The sequence below is a fragment of the Aquimixticola soesokkakensis genome (assembly GCF_900172375.1).
GTDB lineage: Bacteria > Pseudomonadota > Alphaproteobacteria > Rhodobacterales > Rhodobacteraceae > Aquimixticola > Aquimixticola soesokkakensis.
This window is the reverse complement of sequence record NZ_FWFS01000007.1, coordinates 110,478-125,154: the sequence shown is the minus strand read 5'-3', so window position 1 is coordinate 125,154 and position 14,677 is coordinate 110,478. Positions and strand designations below refer to the sequence as shown.

At 60.8% G+C, this 14,677-nt stretch carries 16 protein-coding genes; 4 read left to right on the top strand and 12 right to left on the bottom strand.

All coding sequences use genetic code 11. The annotated features are described in order from the left end of the window. Positions 1–133: 133 nt before the first annotated feature. A complete protein-coding gene (gene mscL, locus AQS8620_RS10180; RefSeq protein WP_085836771.1) occupies positions 134–568 on the bottom strand; it encodes a large conductance mechanosensitive channel protein MscL in 435 nt (144 codons plus the stop codon). Positions 569–706: 138 nt separating this feature from the next. Here mscL and AQS8620_RS10175 point away from each other — a divergent pair, with 138 nt between their 5' ends. Continuing rightward, on the top strand, positions 707–1,405 hold the full coding sequence (locus AQS8620_RS10175; protein ID WP_085836770.1) for a glutathione S-transferase family protein: 699 nt from the start codon (positions 707–709) through the stop codon (positions 1,403–1,405). Positions 1,406–1,489: 84 nt separating this feature from the next. Here AQS8620_RS10175 and pheT read toward each other — a convergent pair whose 3' ends face one another. The 8 genes from pheT to pyk form a co-directional block, all read right to left on the bottom strand. Beyond that, on the bottom strand, positions 1,490–3,883 hold the full coding sequence (gene pheT / locus AQS8620_RS10170; protein WP_085836768.1) for a phenylalanine--tRNA ligase subunit beta: 2,394 nt from the start codon (positions 3,881–3,883) through the stop codon (positions 1,490–1,492). Between the two features lie 24 nt (positions 3,884–3,907). Then, positions 3,908–4,333 carry an ASCH domain-containing protein gene (locus AQS8620_RS10165; RefSeq protein ID WP_085836767.1) on the bottom strand — a complete coding sequence of 142 codons (426 nt, stop codon included), beginning with the start codon at positions 4,331–4,333 and terminating at the stop codon, positions 3,908–3,910. Positions 4,334–4,362: 29 nt separating this feature from the next. Then, positions 4,363–4,656, bottom strand: a complete 294-nt coding sequence (locus AQS8620_RS10160; protein ID WP_085836766.1) for a GIY-YIG nuclease family protein — start codon at positions 4,654–4,656, stop codon at positions 4,363–4,365. Further along, positions 4,656–5,726, bottom strand: a complete 1,071-nt coding sequence (pheS, locus tag AQS8620_RS10155; RefSeq protein ID WP_085836765.1) for a phenylalanine--tRNA ligase subunit alpha — start codon at positions 5,724–5,726, stop codon at positions 4,656–4,658. The genes AQS8620_RS10160 and pheS overlap by 1 nt, the downstream gene beginning before the upstream one ends. Positions 5,727–5,846: 120 nt before the next feature. Continuing rightward, positions 5,847–6,209: a 50S ribosomal protein L20 gene (gene rplT / locus AQS8620_RS10150; protein ID WP_085836763.1), complete on the bottom strand. Its 363-nt coding sequence runs from the start codon at positions 6,207–6,209 to the stop codon at positions 5,847–5,849. A 12-nt stretch (positions 6,210–6,221) separates the two neighbouring features. Beyond that, entirely contained in the window at positions 6,222–6,422 is a 201-nt protein-coding gene (gene rpmI, locus AQS8620_RS10145; RefSeq protein ID WP_085836896.1) for a 50S ribosomal protein L35, read from the bottom strand. A 163-nt stretch (positions 6,423–6,585) separates the two neighbouring features. Then, positions 6,586–6,810, bottom strand: a complete 225-nt coding sequence (locus AQS8620_RS10140) for a hypothetical protein (RefSeq protein WP_085836762.1) — start codon at positions 6,808–6,810, stop codon at positions 6,586–6,588. Positions 6,811–6,847: 37 nt separating this feature from the next. Next, positions 6,848–8,293, bottom strand: coding sequence for a pyruvate kinase (gene pyk / locus AQS8620_RS10135; protein ID WP_085836760.1), 1,446 nt, complete (start codon positions 8,291–8,293; stop codon positions 6,848–6,850). Positions 8,294–8,432: 139 nt separating this feature from the next. On the opposite strand from pyk, the gene AQS8620_RS10130 reads away from it, so the two are divergent. From AQS8620_RS10130 to AQS8620_RS10120, 3 genes are all read left to right on the top strand, one after another. Further along, a complete protein-coding gene (locus AQS8620_RS10130) occupies positions 8,433–9,209 on the top strand; it encodes an N-formylglutamate amidohydrolase (RefSeq protein ID WP_085836895.1) in 777 nt (258 codons plus the stop codon). Positions 9,210–9,218: 9 nt separating this feature from the next. Beyond that, entirely contained in the window at positions 9,219–9,548 is a 330-nt protein-coding gene (locus AQS8620_RS10125; protein ID WP_200809613.1) for a DUF1244 domain-containing protein, read from the top strand. 115 nt (positions 9,549–9,663) lie between these two features. Next, positions 9,664–11,400, top strand: coding sequence for a calcium-binding protein (locus tag AQS8620_RS10120; RefSeq protein ID WP_085836759.1), 1,737 nt, complete (start codon positions 9,664–9,666; stop codon positions 11,398–11,400). Positions 11,401–11,483: 83 nt separating this feature from the next. Here the strand turns inward: AQS8620_RS10120 and AQS8620_RS10115 are convergent, their stop codons facing one another. The 3 genes from AQS8620_RS10115 to dgcN all read right to left on the bottom strand — a co-directional run bounded on the left by AQS8620_RS10115 (position 11,484) and on the right by dgcN (position 14,382). Continuing rightward, a complete protein-coding gene (locus AQS8620_RS10115; RefSeq protein WP_085836757.1) occupies positions 11,484–12,344 on the bottom strand; it encodes a D-amino-acid transaminase in 861 nt (286 codons plus the stop codon). Positions 12,345–12,354: 10 nt separating this feature from the next. Further along, positions 12,355–13,317 carry an N-acetyl-D-Glu racemase DgcA gene (dgcA, locus tag AQS8620_RS10110; RefSeq protein WP_085836756.1) on the bottom strand — a complete coding sequence of 321 codons (963 nt, stop codon included), beginning with the start codon at positions 13,315–13,317 and terminating at the stop codon, positions 12,355–12,357. A 63-nt stretch (positions 13,318–13,380) separates the two neighbouring features. After that, positions 13,381–14,382 carry an N-acetyltransferase DgcN gene (gene dgcN, locus AQS8620_RS10105; RefSeq protein ID WP_085836755.1) on the bottom strand — a complete coding sequence of 334 codons (1,002 nt, stop codon included), beginning with the start codon at positions 14,380–14,382 and terminating at the stop codon, positions 13,381–13,383. Between the last annotated feature and the right edge of the window lie 295 nt (positions 14,383–14,677).

Sequence of the window (14,677 nt, the reverse complement as noted above, 5' to 3'; positions counted from 1 at the left end):
AAACCCCCGCCCGCCGCGTATCTCTCTTGTGTCCTCCCAAGGGCCTTGCTGGTTGCAGGCCCAATTGGAAAGGCCCGCCGCGCATCCCTCGGGCTGCGGGCGGGCCTCTTTTTTGTCAAAATCCGCGTCGAGATCAGGCGCTTTTCTTCAAGCTGTCGCGAATTTCGATCAAGATATCCAACTCGGACGGGCCGGCAGGCACCTCGGGAACGATTTCTTCGGGCTTTTCTGCCGCCGCTTTCAGTTTGTTCACGCCGCGCACCAGCATGAACACCACAAAAGCGATGATCAGAAAGTTGATCACAGCCATGATGAACGAGCCATAGGCAAAGATCGCGGCACCGGCATCGCGCGCATCGGCCAGCGACGTGCCGGCAGCGACATCCCCCGACAACACGGCGTATTTGTTGGAAAAATCGATGCCACCAGTGATAAGACCGATGATCGGGTTGATCAGATCGCCCACCAGCGAGGTGACGATGGCGGTGAAAGCGGCACCAACGATGATCCCGACGGCCATATCCATGACATTGCCGCGGGCGATAAACGCTTTGAATTCATTAAACATCAGCAGTTCCTTCGAGAAAGTGGGGAGGTCTTTGCACTCCTGCACATGAGTTAACACATTTTTACGACATTGCACGCGCTGCCTGACGCCCCACATACTATCCACACCCGTTTTGAAAGAACCAAAGGAACCTGTGCAATGGCCACCGTCAGCACCCACCCGATCAACGCCAAATGGCCCGCCTCAGCCCCCGATCTGTTGCAGCTTTACAGCTTTCCCACCCCCAACGGTGTGAAAGTGTCTATCGCGCTTGAGGAAATGGGCATCCCCTATGAGGCCCATCTGGTCGGCCTGTCGGACGCCGAGGTCAAAAGCCCCGAATTCCTGTCCCTCAACCCCAACAACAAAATTCCCGCCATCATCGACCCCGATGGACCGGAAGGCGCCTTTGTCGAGCTTTTCGAAAGTGGCGCGATCCTGATCTATCTGGCGGAGAAATCCGGTAAGCTGCTGCCAAAAGATCCCGTCAAACGCATCCAGACGATCCAATGGGTGATGTTCCAGATGGGCGGGCTTGGTCCGATGCTGGGCCAGCTCGGGTTTTTCTACAAATTCGCCGGTGCCAGCATGGAAGACCCCACCGCACGCGACCGCTACATCGGTGAGGCCAAACGCCTGCTCAACGTACTCGAACAGCGCCTTGAGGGCCGCGACTGGATCATGGACGCGTTTACCATTGCCGATATCGCGATTGCGCCGTGGTTGAATGCGCTGGATTTCTACGGGGCCAAAGAGGTGACGGGCTACAACGATCTCAAAAACGTCCCCGCCTATGTCGCCCGTTTTTACAACCGCCCGGCGGTGCAAAAAGGCAAAGATATCCCCCCGCGCCCCTGAGGCCTCTCGCTTGCGCAAAACACCGTAAACCAAAAGGGGCACCCGTGAGGGCGCCCCTTTTTTCAATGCTCCTGACACAGCCCCTTAGCCGCGCAGCGTGCCGCCGGTGGCTTTGGTCACTTTTTCGACGATCTTGGCCGACACCGCTTCGATGTCTTTTTCCTTCAACGTCTCTGTTGTGGGTTGCAAACGCACTGTAAGGGCGAGCGATTTCTGACCCGCGCCCAAGCTGCCGCCGATGAATTCGTCAAAGACGCGCACGTCGCTGATCAGGGCCTTATCGGCCCCGATGGCGGCATTCACCAGCTTTTGCGCTTCGACCTCTGCGCCCACGACAAAGGCAAAATCACGCTCGACCGCTTGCAGGTCCGAGAGCACCAGGGGCGTGCGCGCAGGGCTTGCGGTGCGCGGGAACGGCGGCTCCTCAAGGAAGACGGTAAAGGCCACAGCGGGGCCTTTCACGTCCATTTCCTTGAGCACTTTGGGATGTACTTCCCCAAATTGGGCGAGGATTTTCTTTGGCCCCAGACCCATTTTCCCCGACCGCCCCGGATGGAACCAAGCCGGTGTATCGCGCAAGATCTGAACCTTGGCGGGCGCGCCGATGGCCGCAAGAACCGCCTCGACGTCGGCTTTGGCGTCAAAGGCATCGACCGCACGGCGCGCGCCGTGGACATCTTTGGGGCCGGTGTGGCCCACCAAAAGTCCGGCCACTTGCAGATGCTGCTCCCCCGGCTCGCCGCCGTGAAACGCCGGACCGACCTCGAACAGGGCGAGGTCGCCAAAGCCGCGTGCCTGGTTGCGTGCCGCCGCCTGCAACAGCCCCGCCAACAGATCAGGCCGCATATGCGACATTTCCGACGAAATCGGGTTCTCAAGTTTCACCGCATCGCTGCCGCCGCCAAACAGCACCGCCGAGGTCGCATCGATGAAGGAATAGGTGACGCATTCGTTGTAGCCCAAGGCCGCCGCCGCGTGACGCGCCATGCTTTCGCGCACCTGCATCGGCGTCTGGATCGGCTTGGCCACACCGGCAGGGCGCGACAGGGGACGCGGCTCCAGCTTGGTGAGCGAGGCCATGCGCGCGACCTCTTCGACCAGATCGGCCTCGCCCAGAACATCGGGACGCCACGACGGCACATGGGCCATGTCGCCCTCCAGGCGAAAGCCCAAAGCGGTGAGGGTGTCGCGCTGGCGCTCTGCCGGAATCTCCATGCCGACAAGGCTTTGCACACGATCCGTGTCGAGCTTGTAGGCGCGGCTGACATCGGGCACAGCCCCCGCGACCACCACATCCGACGGCTCGCCGCCGCACAGTTCGATCACCATGCGGGTGGCATCCTCAAGCGCGGCCATATTATAGGCCGGATCAATGCCGCGCTCGTTGCGATAGCGCGCATCGGAATTGATTTTCAGCGCCCGACCGGCGCGCGCGATGTCGAGCGTGTTCCACACGGCCGCCTCGATGAACACATCATGCGTCGTCTCGCGACAGCCGGTGTCCAGCCCGCCCATGATTCCGCCCACGCTTTCCACCGTGCCATTGGCGCAAATCACCAGCGCGCCCTCGGGCATGGCGTAGTCTTTCTCGTCGAGCCCCGTGAAGGCCTCGCCGCCCTTGGCGCGCGTCACAGTCAGACCTCCCGCCACTTTGGCCGCGTCAAACACGTGCAACGGGCGGTTCATGTCGTAGGTGAAAAAGTTGGTGATATCGACCAGCGCCGAAATCGGGCGCAGGCCGATCGCCTTGAGCCGCTGTTGCAGCCATTCGGGGCTTGGGCCGTTGGACACGCCGCGCAGCACGCGACCGGCAAAGACCAGGCAGCCGTCCTTGGCGCTGTCGTCGATGGTCACCGACACGGGGCACGGATAGGCACCGGCCATGGTTTCCATCGGACGTTTGCGCAAGCGTCCAAGGCCGCGCGCCGCCAGATCGCGCGCAATGCCGTAGACGCCAAGCGCATCGGGGCGGTTGGGGGTGATGGCGATCTCGATCACCGGATCAACCTTGGCGGGGTCGTTTTCGGCCAGCCAGTCGGCAAAGCTTTGACCGACCTCGCCCTCGGGCAGCTCGATGATACCGTTGTGCTCGTCCGACAGTTCCAATTCGCGCTCGGAGGCCATCATGCCAAAGCTTTCAACCCCGCGGATTTTGCCCACGGAAATGGTGATGTCGAGCCCGGGAATATAGGTGCCGGGCTTGGCCAGAACCACCGTGATACCCGCGCGCGCATTGGGGGCACCGCAGACGATCTGCGTCTCGCCCGCGCTGGCCTGCACCGTGCACACACGCAGCTTGTCGGCATCGGGATGCGGCTGGGCGTCGATCACCTTGGCCACCTCGAAAGCGGCCAGCTTGGCGGCGGGGTTTTCGACCCCCTCCACCTCAAGCCCGAGATCGGTCAGCGCATAGAGGATATCGTCAAGACTTGCCTCGGTTTCCAGATGCTCTTTGAGCCACGATAGGGTGAATTTCATATCTTTACCTCCAATGGCACCGCCTCAGCGGTCTGCCAGATCCTCGACAAGCTCGAACCGTTCGAACACCAGCATCATGTCGGGTTCAAAATGGCCGTTGCGTTTGAAATAGCTGGTATAGGTGGCGGTCCAATCGGCAAGGGATTTGGACCCTTCGGAAATCGCCATGGCCGCCGTCACCTCGTTGAATTTCACCATGGTGACTTCGGTGGTGCGCACGACAAGCGCAGGGGTGCCGTCCCAATTGGCCACGATATCGCAGCGCCCCACCTTGGGCAGCGCGTCCTCGTCGCCGTCGAAGTCCTGCCAGTCGCCAAAATTCGCGCGCTTGGTCTTGCGCCGCGCAAGATCGGTCAGACGGGCGGACATTTTGGCACTATCCCCGAACACAAAAGTGCCCGCACCGGGGTAGGTCGTTTGCAGGTCTTCCATGTCAGGGTCGTTGGTCATGTTCCGTTTCCGATCTTGAACCCTAGGGTTCAGACTGCCTTGAATTTTGGCTTGAGGTTGTAGCCGATCTTCGGGTCGTTCGCGCCTGTCTCGATGATCAGCTCGACTTCCTTACGGTTCAACTCTTCGTTGGTTGCTGTCGTCGAGGACCAGATCACTTGTTTGCGCACGGTGAAATTATCACGCTCGGCTTGCGAAAAGTCTTTCAAGAATTGCGACGACTTTGCCGAACCGAAATAGTTCGCGGAGTCGGTGCGGTCCTGCCCAACGTAGATTTTGCCGTTGGGATAGGTGATCTTGTAGATGACCTTCCGCAAATCCATTAACCGTGAATCCCCGCCGCCAAGGTCGGCACGCCCAACGGGTTGAACCCGTAGTGGCGCAGCCAGCGCAGGTCGGAATCAAAGAAGGCGCGCAGGTCGGGGATGCCGTATTTCAGCATGGCAAGCCGGTCGATGCCCATGCCAAAGGCAAAGCCTTGATATTCGTTCGGGTCGATCCCGCCCGCTTTGAGAACATTGGGATGCACCATGCCCGAGCCGAGCACTTCGAGCCAGTCGTCGCCCTCGCCCACTTTGACGGTGCCGTTTTGCCACGAACATTGGATGTCCACCTCGGCGGAAGGCTCGGTAAAGGGGAAATGCGAGGCGCGAAAGCGGGTTTTGACCTTCGTGCCGAAAAACGCGGTGTAGAATTCTTCGAGCACCCATTTGAGGTTGGCCATCGACACGTCGCGGCCCAGGCACAGCCCCTCGACCTGATGGAACATCGGCGTGTGGGTCTGGTCGTAGTCGCAGCGATACACACGGCCCGGCGCGATGATGCGGATGGGCGCGCCCTGTTCCTGCATGGCGCGGATCTGCACGGGGCTGGTGTGGGTGCGCAGCACATGGGGCGGACGCTCGTCGCCCGCGTCGCGGTGCATGTAGAACGTATCATGTTCCTGACGCGCGGGGTGGCTGTCGGGAATGTTGAGCGCGTCGAAATTATACCAGTCGGATTCCACCTGCGGCCCTTCGGCCACGGCGAACCCAAGGTCGGCGAAAATCGCATAGATTTCTTCGGAGACGCGCGAAATCGGGTGGATGCTGCCGCTGCGCTGCGGGCGCGTGGGCAAGGAAACATCGAGCCATTCGTCCTTGAGGCGCGCATCAAGGGCGGCATCCTCAAGAGCGGCCTTTTTGGCCGCCAGCGCCGCATTGATCTCGTCCTTGAGGGCGTTGAGCTTGGGACCCATGATCTGGCGTTCTTCGGGCGTCATCTTGCCCAACTCGCGCATTTTCAGCGCCACTTCGCCCTTTTTGCCGACGGCTTGCAGACGGATGTCCTCCAGCGTCGCCTCATCGGCAGAGCCGGAAATCGCGCTTAGGTATTTGTCTCTCAGATCGTCCATGGGTGTCGCCCCTCGAAAAAATGTCTCAAGCGGGGTATCCCCCGAAAGTAAAAAACGCAAGAAGCCGCGAGACCCGTAAAGGTCCGCGGCTTCGAGATTGTTCAAACCGTATCGGTTTGCTTACGCGAGCGCAGCCTTCGCCTTTTCGACGATGGCGGTAAACGCTTCGGGCTCGTGCACAGCAAGATCGGCGAGAACCTTACGGTCCACTTCGATGCCAGCCAGCGACAGGCCGTTGATGAAACGCGAATATGTCAGCGCTTCGTCGTGCGAACGGACAGCCGCGTTGATGCGCTGGATCCACAGAGCGCGGAAGTTGCGCTTGCGGTTCTTGCGGTCACGGGTTGCGTATTGGTTTGCCTTGTCGACAGCTTGGGTCGCTGTGCGGAAAGTCCGCGAACGGGCGCCGTAGTAACCTTTGGCGGCCTTCAGGATTTTCTTGTGACGGGCGTGTGTGACGGTACCACCTTTAGTGCGAGACATGGGTGTTCCTCCTTAGCGGTCGTAGGGCATGTAGGATTTCACGATCTTCGCATCCTGTGCGGAGAGCGTGGTCGTCCCACGTGCGTCACGAATGAATTTCGTGGTGCGTTTGATCATGCCGTGGCGTTTGCCGGCTTGACCTGCTTTGACTTTGCCGGAGGCCGTCATTTTGAAGCGCTTTTTGGCGCTCGATTTGGTCTTCATCTTGGGCATTTCCATCTCCTTCTTTGGAATGGTTTTTTACACACGACTCGGCATGCCACTTCGCCGGACGCGTACCATGAGCGGCTGCGTATAGAGGGGGACGGGAAAGCTGTCTAGGGCTGAATCGCCTCTGGTGCAGATTTCACCCAAGGTCGCGCTGCGACGGGCCGCACTACAGGATGTAGTGACCGATCACCCGCGCAAAAGCCTGCGGGATCTGTTCGATCGTGTAACCGCCGGGCTTGCCGGTCAGCGCCAGCACCAAAAGCCCCCCACCCGCAAGCAACAGGATCGCGGCAGCGCGGGGCGCGCGGTTTTCGGAAATCGCGCCGATGATGGCCGGCAGGGAGAGCACCAACAAAATGAGCCCGATCACAAGATAGACGTCAAATTGCATCGCGGTGCTCTCCCGAATGTTAACTCAAGTTAACGTTTTATTCGGGATCGCCGTTGAAAATCAAGCGCTCGTCACAAGGCGCAACGCGCAGGATATTGGTCGAACCGGGCTGGTTGAACGGAATCCCCGCCGTCACCACGATCTGGTCCTTCTCGGTGGCAAACCCGTTGGCCCGCGCCGCACGCGCCGCGTTCACAACGGCCATCTTGAAGCGTTCGACTTCGCCGGTGATGACGCAGTGGATGCCCCAGGACAGGCAGAGCCTGCGCGCGGTTTCCTTGCGCGAGGTCATCGCGATGATCGGCACATGCGGGCGCTCGCGCGCGATCAGCGTCGCGGTGGTGCCGCTTTCGGAATAGCAGACCACCGCCTTGATGTCGGCGGTTTCAGCGATCTCGCGGGCCGCCGCGACAATCGCATCGGCAACCGTATCCTTGCGACCGGCGCGCGAGGCGTCCATCACGGGGATATAGGTTTCGTCGCCCTCGACCGACATGGCCACGTTGTTCATCGTGGTCACGGCCTCGACGGGATACTGACCTGCCGCCGATTCTGCCGACAGCATGACCGCATCGGCGCCCTCGAACACGGCGGTTGCCACGTCGGACACCTCGGCGCGGGTCGGCATGGGGCTTTCGATCATCGACTCAAGCATCTGGGTCGCCACGATCACAGGTTTCGCCGCGGCGCGGGTTTTGCGCGTCAGGCGTTTCTGGATCGGCGGCACGGAGTGCACGGGGCATTCCACACCAAGATCACCGCGCGCAATCATGATACCGTCAGACACCGCGAGAATTTCATCGAAGGCCTTCACAGCCGCAGGTTTTTCGATCTTCGACAACACCGCCGCGCGGCCTTTGACCAATTCCTTGGCCTCGATCACATCGGCAGCGCGCTGCACAAACGACAGCGCGATCCAGTCGACACCGAGTTCGGCAACGAATTCCAGATCCTTGCGGTCTTTTTCCGACAAAGCCGCCAGCGGCAGCACCACGTCGGGCACGTTCACGCCCTTGCGGTTGGAAATCGTGCCGGGCACGGTCACGGTGCATTTCGCGTGGGTTTTGTCACATTCCTCGACGCGCAGCGCGATTTTACCATCGTTCACCAGCAGGCTGGAGCCGACTTCGAGCGCGTCGAAAATTTCGGGGTGCGGCAGGCGCACGCGGTCCTTGGTGCCCTCGGTCTCGTCGAGATCGAAGGTAAAGCTTTGACCGAGTTCAAGCTCTTCCGACCCGTTGGCAAAGGTGCCGACGCGCAATTTCGGACCTTGAAGGTCGGCGAGAATGGCGATGGGGCGGCCAAGATCGGTTTCGATCTTGCGGATAATCTCGTGGCGCTTGGCAATTTCCGAGTGTTCACCGTGGCTCATGTTCAAGCGGAACACGTCAGCACCGGCCTCAGATAGCTTGCGGATCATATCGTAATCATTGGAAGCCGGGCCGAGCGTGGCCACGATCTTCACATTCCGAAGGCGTCTCATAGTGCCTCGTTTCCTTTCGGTTTTTGTTCAATGTGTCGGTGGGCCAGTTCCTTCTATGACGCAAAAGGCATGCCCATACAACTGGCCCTTTGGGGATCGGCAACATATGTTCTGTGTGACAGCGAAAGATGACTTCCCAATGAACACAATTGCGCCCTTCCAAGTGTCCGGCGGCGACCGCCCTGCCCGCTGGCTGATATCGTGCGACCATGCCACCAACCGGGTGCCGCCCTGCGTGGGCGCGGGATCGCTGGGGCTGAGCGCGGCTGACATGGCACGCCACATCGCCTTTGACATCGGCGCTGCGGGGCTGACACGGGCCTTGGCCGAGGCGCTGGACGCCCCTGCGGTCCTGTCGGATTTTTCGCGCCTTGTGATCGACCCCAACCGCGGCGAGGACGACCCGACGCTGGTGATGAAGCTTTACGATGGCACCGTCATCCCCGCCAACCGCTACGCCGACGCGGCGGAGGTCGAGCGCCGTCTTGCCGCCTTCTATCGCCCCTACCACGCCGCCTTTGGCGCACTTGCAGCGCGCCGCGCGGACACGGTGATCTGCGCTGTGCATTCTTTCACGCCGCAATTTTCAGGCCGCCCGCGCCGCCCGTGGCAATTTGGTGTGCTCATGGAACGCGACCGCAGGTTGGGCGAGGCCCTGCTGGCCGAAATGCGCAGCAGTGCCGCGCTGGCAGAGTGGATCAGCGCCGAACACGGCGAGCCGCTGGCGGTGGGGGAAAACCAACCCTACGGCCTCTTGCCCCGCGATGCGCTGGATCAACACGGGCAGGATCACGGCCGCCCGCATCTTTTGCTCGAAATCCGCTCCGATCTGATCGAGACGCCCGGCGCCCAGCAGCTTTGGGCCACACGCCTTGCCCCCCTGTTAACCCGCGCGCTTGCCCGCGCCCAAGTTTAGGACATCGACATGACCAAAATTGACGCTCAAACCCAGCTGGAACTGGAAGCCGCCGCCTTTCGCACCCTGCGCGCGCATCTGATGGACAAACGCCCTGATGTGCAGAACATCGACATGATGAATCTGGCCGGATTTTGCCGCAACTGCCTGAGCCGCTGGTATCAGGAAGCGGCAAATGAGCGCGGCATCGAGATGAGCAAAGACCAAGGGCGGGAGGCGTTCTACGGCATGCCCTTCGAGACGTGGCGCGCCCAGAACCAGACCGAGGCAAGCCCACAGGCACAAGCCGCCTTCGGTGTTTCCTTTGCGCAGAATGTGACGGGGAAATCGCAAGATTAAACGCCTGACGTGGACATTTCCTGTGCAAACCCGCATTGCGCGAGAGATATTCTTGCCCTCTTCCTTGGATTCATGTTTCGTAAATCTTGGTAAATAATTTTTTAGGTTTTTTATTATGCTTGCATTTTTCCTGCTTCCCGCACTGTTAGGCATCGCCTTCCTGCCCTCCTTGTTTGACGGTGCAGATGACGATGACGACCGCGACACGGATGATGGTGGCACGCCAGCGACCGAGACCGAGACCGAGACCGAGACCGAGACCGAGACCGAGACCGAGACCGAGACCGAGACCGAGACCGAGACCGAGACCGAGACCGAGACCGAGACCGAAGTCGGCGCAACCCCCACCAGCACTGTCAAGAACGGAACGGACGGCGACGACACCCTGCGGACCTATAGCACCGATGATTCTGTGAACGGCGGTGCCGGCGATGACACCATCCAAGCGGGTGCGGGCAATGACACGGTCTATGCCGGCAGCGGCAACGATACGGTTCTGGGCGGGGAAGGCGATGACCGCGTTTTCCTGCAGGAAGGGGACGATCTGTATCGCACCTTCAACGGCATCGACAGCGGCGACGATCTCGTGCGTGGCGGCGATGGCGCGGATGTGCTGATCGACAGCTCCGGCTCCGACCAGCTTTACGGCGAATTGGGCGCCGATCTGATCGTCGCGCTCGACACCAACCCCGAAACGGCGGGGGCGGATATGCTGTCGGGCGGATATGGCGCGGATGTGCTGGTCGGGGATGACGGCGACACCATGAGCGGTGGCGCGGGCGTTGATGCCTTCGCCGTCTTTGCCTCCAAGGGTGCCGAGGCGGTGACAATCACCGATTTCGATCCTGAAACCGAAAGCCTGATCATCGCCTATGACGCCGATATGATCACCCCTTCGGGTCTGCTCAACGATCCGGGCGATCTGGACAGCCGCGTGGTGGAAAACACCCAAACCGGCGGCGCGGATATCTACATCGGTGACACGCTGGTGGCGCAGCTATCGGTCGATTACGCCAGCCTGAGCAATGAAAACCTGCAGTTCCTGCCCGCAAGCGACATCGACCTCGGGCTTCTGGACGACCTCGTTGCTGGTCAGGACGATGTCGCTGACCCTGAAACCGACCCCGTCACACCGTCGGGTCTGCATCTTTTGGGCACGCAGGGCGACGATGATATCGTCGGCTCGCAAGAGAGTGACGAAATCTACGCCCGCCCCGGCAATGATACGATCGACGATGGTGCGGGCGATGATCTGGTCTATGCCGGAAGCGGCGATGACCTGGTTGTCGGCACGCTTGGGGATGATGAAATTCACCTCGGGCTGGGGGGCGACACCTACCAAGGAAACATCACCTATCCGTCCCACGTGCAAAACGGCAATGATACGGTCTTTGGCGATGACGGCGACGATATCATTGCCGACAACAGCGGGAACGACACGATTTACGGCGGCAATGGCAACGACGCTATTATAGTCGGGGATTATCAGGGGGGCGATGTCGCGTCGGATAATGGCGCCGATATCGTCAATGCCGGAGCGGGCGACGACTATATTTCTGCCGATGCCGGCGACATCGTCACGCTCGGCGCAGGCGCGGATTTGGTCTATTTTGATACAAGCAGCGGCGCGCAGGACAACGTTCTCACCGTCACCGACTTCACTGCCGAAGATTCTTTGGGGATTTTCGGCACAAGCTATACCGCCTTCTCCGAAGATGACTGGATCGAGCCGGTTCTGACGCAGGTCGGCGACAACGTGGAAGTCACCCAGATCGAAGGCGGCAAGGTCATCTTGCTCAACACCACCGTCGAAATCGTTGCGGCCTCGGGCATCCAGTTCACCCAACTCTGAGGCCCCGCCCCCATACACACCCCATACACAAAAGGCCCGCTACGGCGGGCCTTTTTACGTTTCGAGGGCTGTTTGGACCTGTATCAGATCGCGGCTTTGCGCATTTCCTCGGTGTAGATTTCGCGCAGGCGTTTGGAAATCGTTCCCGGCACGCCGGTGCCGATGGTCGCGCCATCAATCGCGATCACCGGCTGGGCGAATCCCGTGGCCGAGGTCACAAAAGCCTCATCGGCTGCTTGCGCTTCGGCAATGGTAAAGGGACGTTCTTCGACCTGCATCTGGGCTTCGCGGGCAAAGCGCAGGATGGCTGCGCGGGTGATGCCGTGCAGGATCTCGGTGGACAGCTGGCGGGTGATGATCACGCCGTCCTTGACGATATAGGCATTGTTGGCGGAACCTTCGGTCACAAACCCGTCCTCGACCAGCCACGCATCGGCTGCGCCCGCTTTCTTGGCTTGCATCTTGGCAAAGGACGGGTAGAGCAGCTGCGTGGTCTTGATATCGCGGCGCGCCCAGCGCTGGTCCTCGACCGAAATCACCTTGATGCCCTCATCGAGCGTCTTGTTGTCCACCAGCGGCTTGGCAAAGGTGAACAGCACGATGCCTGCGGGGACTTTTTCTGGGTCGGGCCAGACGAAATCACGGTCCTCGGCCGCACCGCGGGTGATTTGCAGGTAAATCCCGCCCTCGTCCAGATCGTTGCGCGCCACCAATTCGCGGTGAATGGCGAGCAATTCATCCATCGTGCAGGGCGCGACCATTTCCAATTCGGACAGCGACCGTTGCAGACGGGCAGTGTGACCGGCGAAATCCACCAATTTGCCGCCCAGCACGGAAGTTACCTCATAGACCGCATCGGCCATCAGAAATCCACGGTCGAAAATCGACACTTTGGCTTCGGTTTCCGGCAGGTAGTCGCCGTTGACATAAACGGTGCGGGTCATGGTCTGTCTCCTATCCCCAGAGGGCGCGGTCGGGGGCATGAACCCCTTGGGCGTCGTATTTCAATGCGTTGTCACGGTCTTCGGCCAACAACAGCGGCCCGTCAAGGTCTACAACGCGCGCGCCCTGCGCCAAAAGCTGTGCAGGGGCCATCGCAAGCGAGGTGCCCACCATGCAGCCGACCATGATGCGATAGTTTTCCACCCGCGCCTGTGCCCGCAACCGCAGGGCTTCGGTCAGGCCACCGGTCTTGTCGAGCTTGAGGTTGACCATGTCGTATTTGCCCCTGAGGTCAGGCAGGCTTGCCAGATCGTGACAGCTTTCATCCGCACAGACCGGCAAGGGCCGCGCGATTTCCGCAAGCATCTGGTCCTTGCCCGCTGGCAGCGGCTGCTCCACCATCGACACGCCAAGGCGCAGCAAATGCGGGGCAAGCGCGCTATAGACCTCCGCCGTCCAGCCCTCGTTGGCATCCACGATGATGGTGGATTTCGGCGCCCCTGCGCGCACCGCCTCAAGCCGCGCCATGTCGTCCTCTGTCCCCAGCTTGATCTTGAGCAAGGGGCGATGGGCGTTTTCAGCCGCTTTGGCCTGCATCACCGCCGGTTCGGCCAGCGACAGCGTGTAGGCCGTCACCAAGGGCACCGGCGCGGGCAGTTCGAGGATCTCCCAGATCCGCTTGCCCGCCTGCTTGGCCTCCAGATCCCACAGCGCGCAATCCACTGCGTTGCGCGCCGCCCCTGCGGGCAGCGCCTGTTGCAGTTGCGCGCGGGTGATCCCCTCGGGCAAGCCGTTGATCTGCGCGATCACGCTGTCGATGCTTTCGCCGTAGCGGGCATAGGGCACGCATTCCCCCCGACCACTGTGCCCGTCGCGGGTGACGGTCACCGTCACCACATGGGTCGCCGTGCGCGATCCGCGCGAAATGGTGAACACTTCGGCGAGGCGAAAGGTCTCGGCGCGCGCGTCTATCATAGGAACTTCCTGTATTTTTGCTGGCTCGAATAGTCGCCCGCGCGGCGGCGGGCTGCAAGGCGATCAGATGGCGTCCAGCGCATCGACCAGTTTTTCAGCGCCGAAACGGAACGGATCCGTCGCAGGCAGGCCCATGCGCGTCTCGACCTCGGCCAGATAGGCCAGCGCCTCGGCCTCGGGCATGTGCTGGGTGTTGACCGAAATCCCCGTGACCACACAGGCAGGGTTTGCCACCCGCGCCATGGTCAGCGCCACATCGCGCAAAGCCTCGAGCGAGGGGGCCTGGTAGTCGGGCAGGCCGCGCATATGCGCACGCGTCGGCTCGTGACACAGCACCAGCGCATCGGGTTGGCCGCCGTGGATCAGCGCCATCGTGACGCCGGAATAGGACACGTGGAACAGGCTGCCCTGTCCTTCGATCAGGTCCCAGTGATCGGCGTCGTTGTCGGGCGACAGATATTCGACCGAACCTGCCATAAAATCCGCGATCACCGCATCGAGAGGCACGCCGCCACCGGTGATCAGAATGCCCGTCTGTCCGGTGGCGCGGAAATCGGCGTTCATGCCGCGCGCGCGCATTTCGCGTTCCATGCAAAGCGCCGTGTACATCTTGCCGACCGAGCAATCCGTGCCCACCGCAAGGCACCGCTTGCCGCTGCGCTTGACGCCGTTCGCGATCGGGTATTGCACCGAGGGCACGCGCACATCGTGCAAGCTGCGGCCCATGGCCGTGGCGACGGCCGACAAATCCGCCTCGTCGCGCAGCAGGTTGTGCAGACCGGAGGCCAGGTCAAACCCCGCTTCCAGCGCTTCGATCAACACCTTTTTCCACGCGGGGCTGATGACGCCGCCGCGGTTGGCCACACCAATCACCAGCGTCTTCGCACCGGCGGCTTTCGCCTCTGCCAAGGTCATATCGGCCAAACCCATGTCGGCTTTGCAGCCCTCCATGCGATACTGGCCGATGGCAAACTCGGGGCGCCAGTCCTTGATGCCCTGTGCCACTTTGGCGGCAAGACCATCGGGCGCGTCGCCGAGGAACAGAAGATAGGGCGTGTCAATCATGGGAGACCTCTGGGAGTAGACTGTCAAAAGAATGCGTGTTGCTCGCACTATGGCCCAACTGCGTTGGAAAACTTGTCCAAATGCGGGGGGTGCGCGCAAAACTTTGGGATACAGGCAGCGTAAATTTGGAAAAATCGGGATAAATTCCCGCATGCATTCCGTTTGGCGCAGCAATACCGACAGGCCATGGCCATTTGCGCGGCATTTACGGCGATTCTGCACCTGCGAAACAAGGGTTGAAATTCAAAGCGCAACAATATAATCACAAACGCAGAAAATTAGACACTTCATTACC

Coding starts and splice junctions, on each gene's coding strand:
- AQS8620_RS10175 (WP_085836770.1), top strand. CDS start 707: ATGGCCACCGTCAGCACCCACCCGATCAACGCCAAATGGCCCGCCTCA.
- mscL (WP_085836771.1), bottom strand. CDS start 568: ATGTTTAATGAATTCAAAGCGTTTATCGCCCGCGGCAATGTCATGGAT.
- AQS8620_RS10160 (WP_085836766.1), bottom strand. CDS start 4,656: ATGGATTTGCGGAAGGTCATCTACAAGATCACCTATCCCAACGGCAAA.
- pyk (WP_085836760.1), bottom strand. CDS start 8,293: ATGAGACGCCTTCGGAATGTGAAGATCGTGGCCACGCTCGGCCCGGCT.
- AQS8620_RS10165 (WP_085836767.1), bottom strand. CDS start 4,333: ATGACCAACGACCCTGACATGGAAGACCTGCAAACGACCTACCCCGGT.
- AQS8620_RS10115 (WP_085836757.1), bottom strand. CDS start 12,344: ATGACCCGCACCGTTTATGTCAACGGCGACTACCTGCCGGAAACCGAA.
- pheT (WP_085836768.1), bottom strand. CDS start 3,883: ATGAAATTCACCCTATCGTGGCTCAAAGAGCATCTGGAAACCGAGGCA.
- dgcA (WP_085836756.1), bottom strand. CDS start 13,317: ATGATAGACGCGCGCGCCGAGACCTTTCGCCTCGCCGAAGTGTTCACC.
- AQS8620_RS10125 (WP_200809613.1), top strand. CDS start 9,219: ATGACCAAAATTGACGCTCAAACCCAGCTGGAACTGGAAGCCGCCGCC.
- rplT (WP_085836763.1), bottom strand. CDS start 6,209: ATGTCTCGCACTAAAGGTGGTACCGTCACACACGCCCGTCACAAGAAA.
- rpmI (WP_085836896.1), bottom strand. CDS start 6,422: ATGCCCAAGATGAAGACCAAATCGAGCGCCAAAAAGCGCTTCAAAATG.
- AQS8620_RS10130 (WP_085836895.1), top strand. CDS start 8,433: ATGAACACAATTGCGCCCTTCCAAGTGTCCGGCGGCGACCGCCCTGCC.
- AQS8620_RS10140 (WP_085836762.1), bottom strand. CDS start 6,810: ATGCAATTTGACGTCTATCTTGTGATCGGGCTCATTTTGTTGGTGCTC.
- pheS (WP_085836765.1), bottom strand. CDS start 5,726: ATGGACGATCTGAGAGACAAATACCTAAGCGCGATTTCCGGCTCTGCC.
- AQS8620_RS10120 (WP_085836759.1), top strand. CDS start 9,664: ATGCTTGCATTTTTCCTGCTTCCCGCACTGTTAGGCATCGCCTTCCTG.
- dgcN (WP_085836755.1), bottom strand. CDS start 14,382: ATGATTGACACGCCCTATCTTCTGTTCCTCGGCGACGCGCCCGATGGT.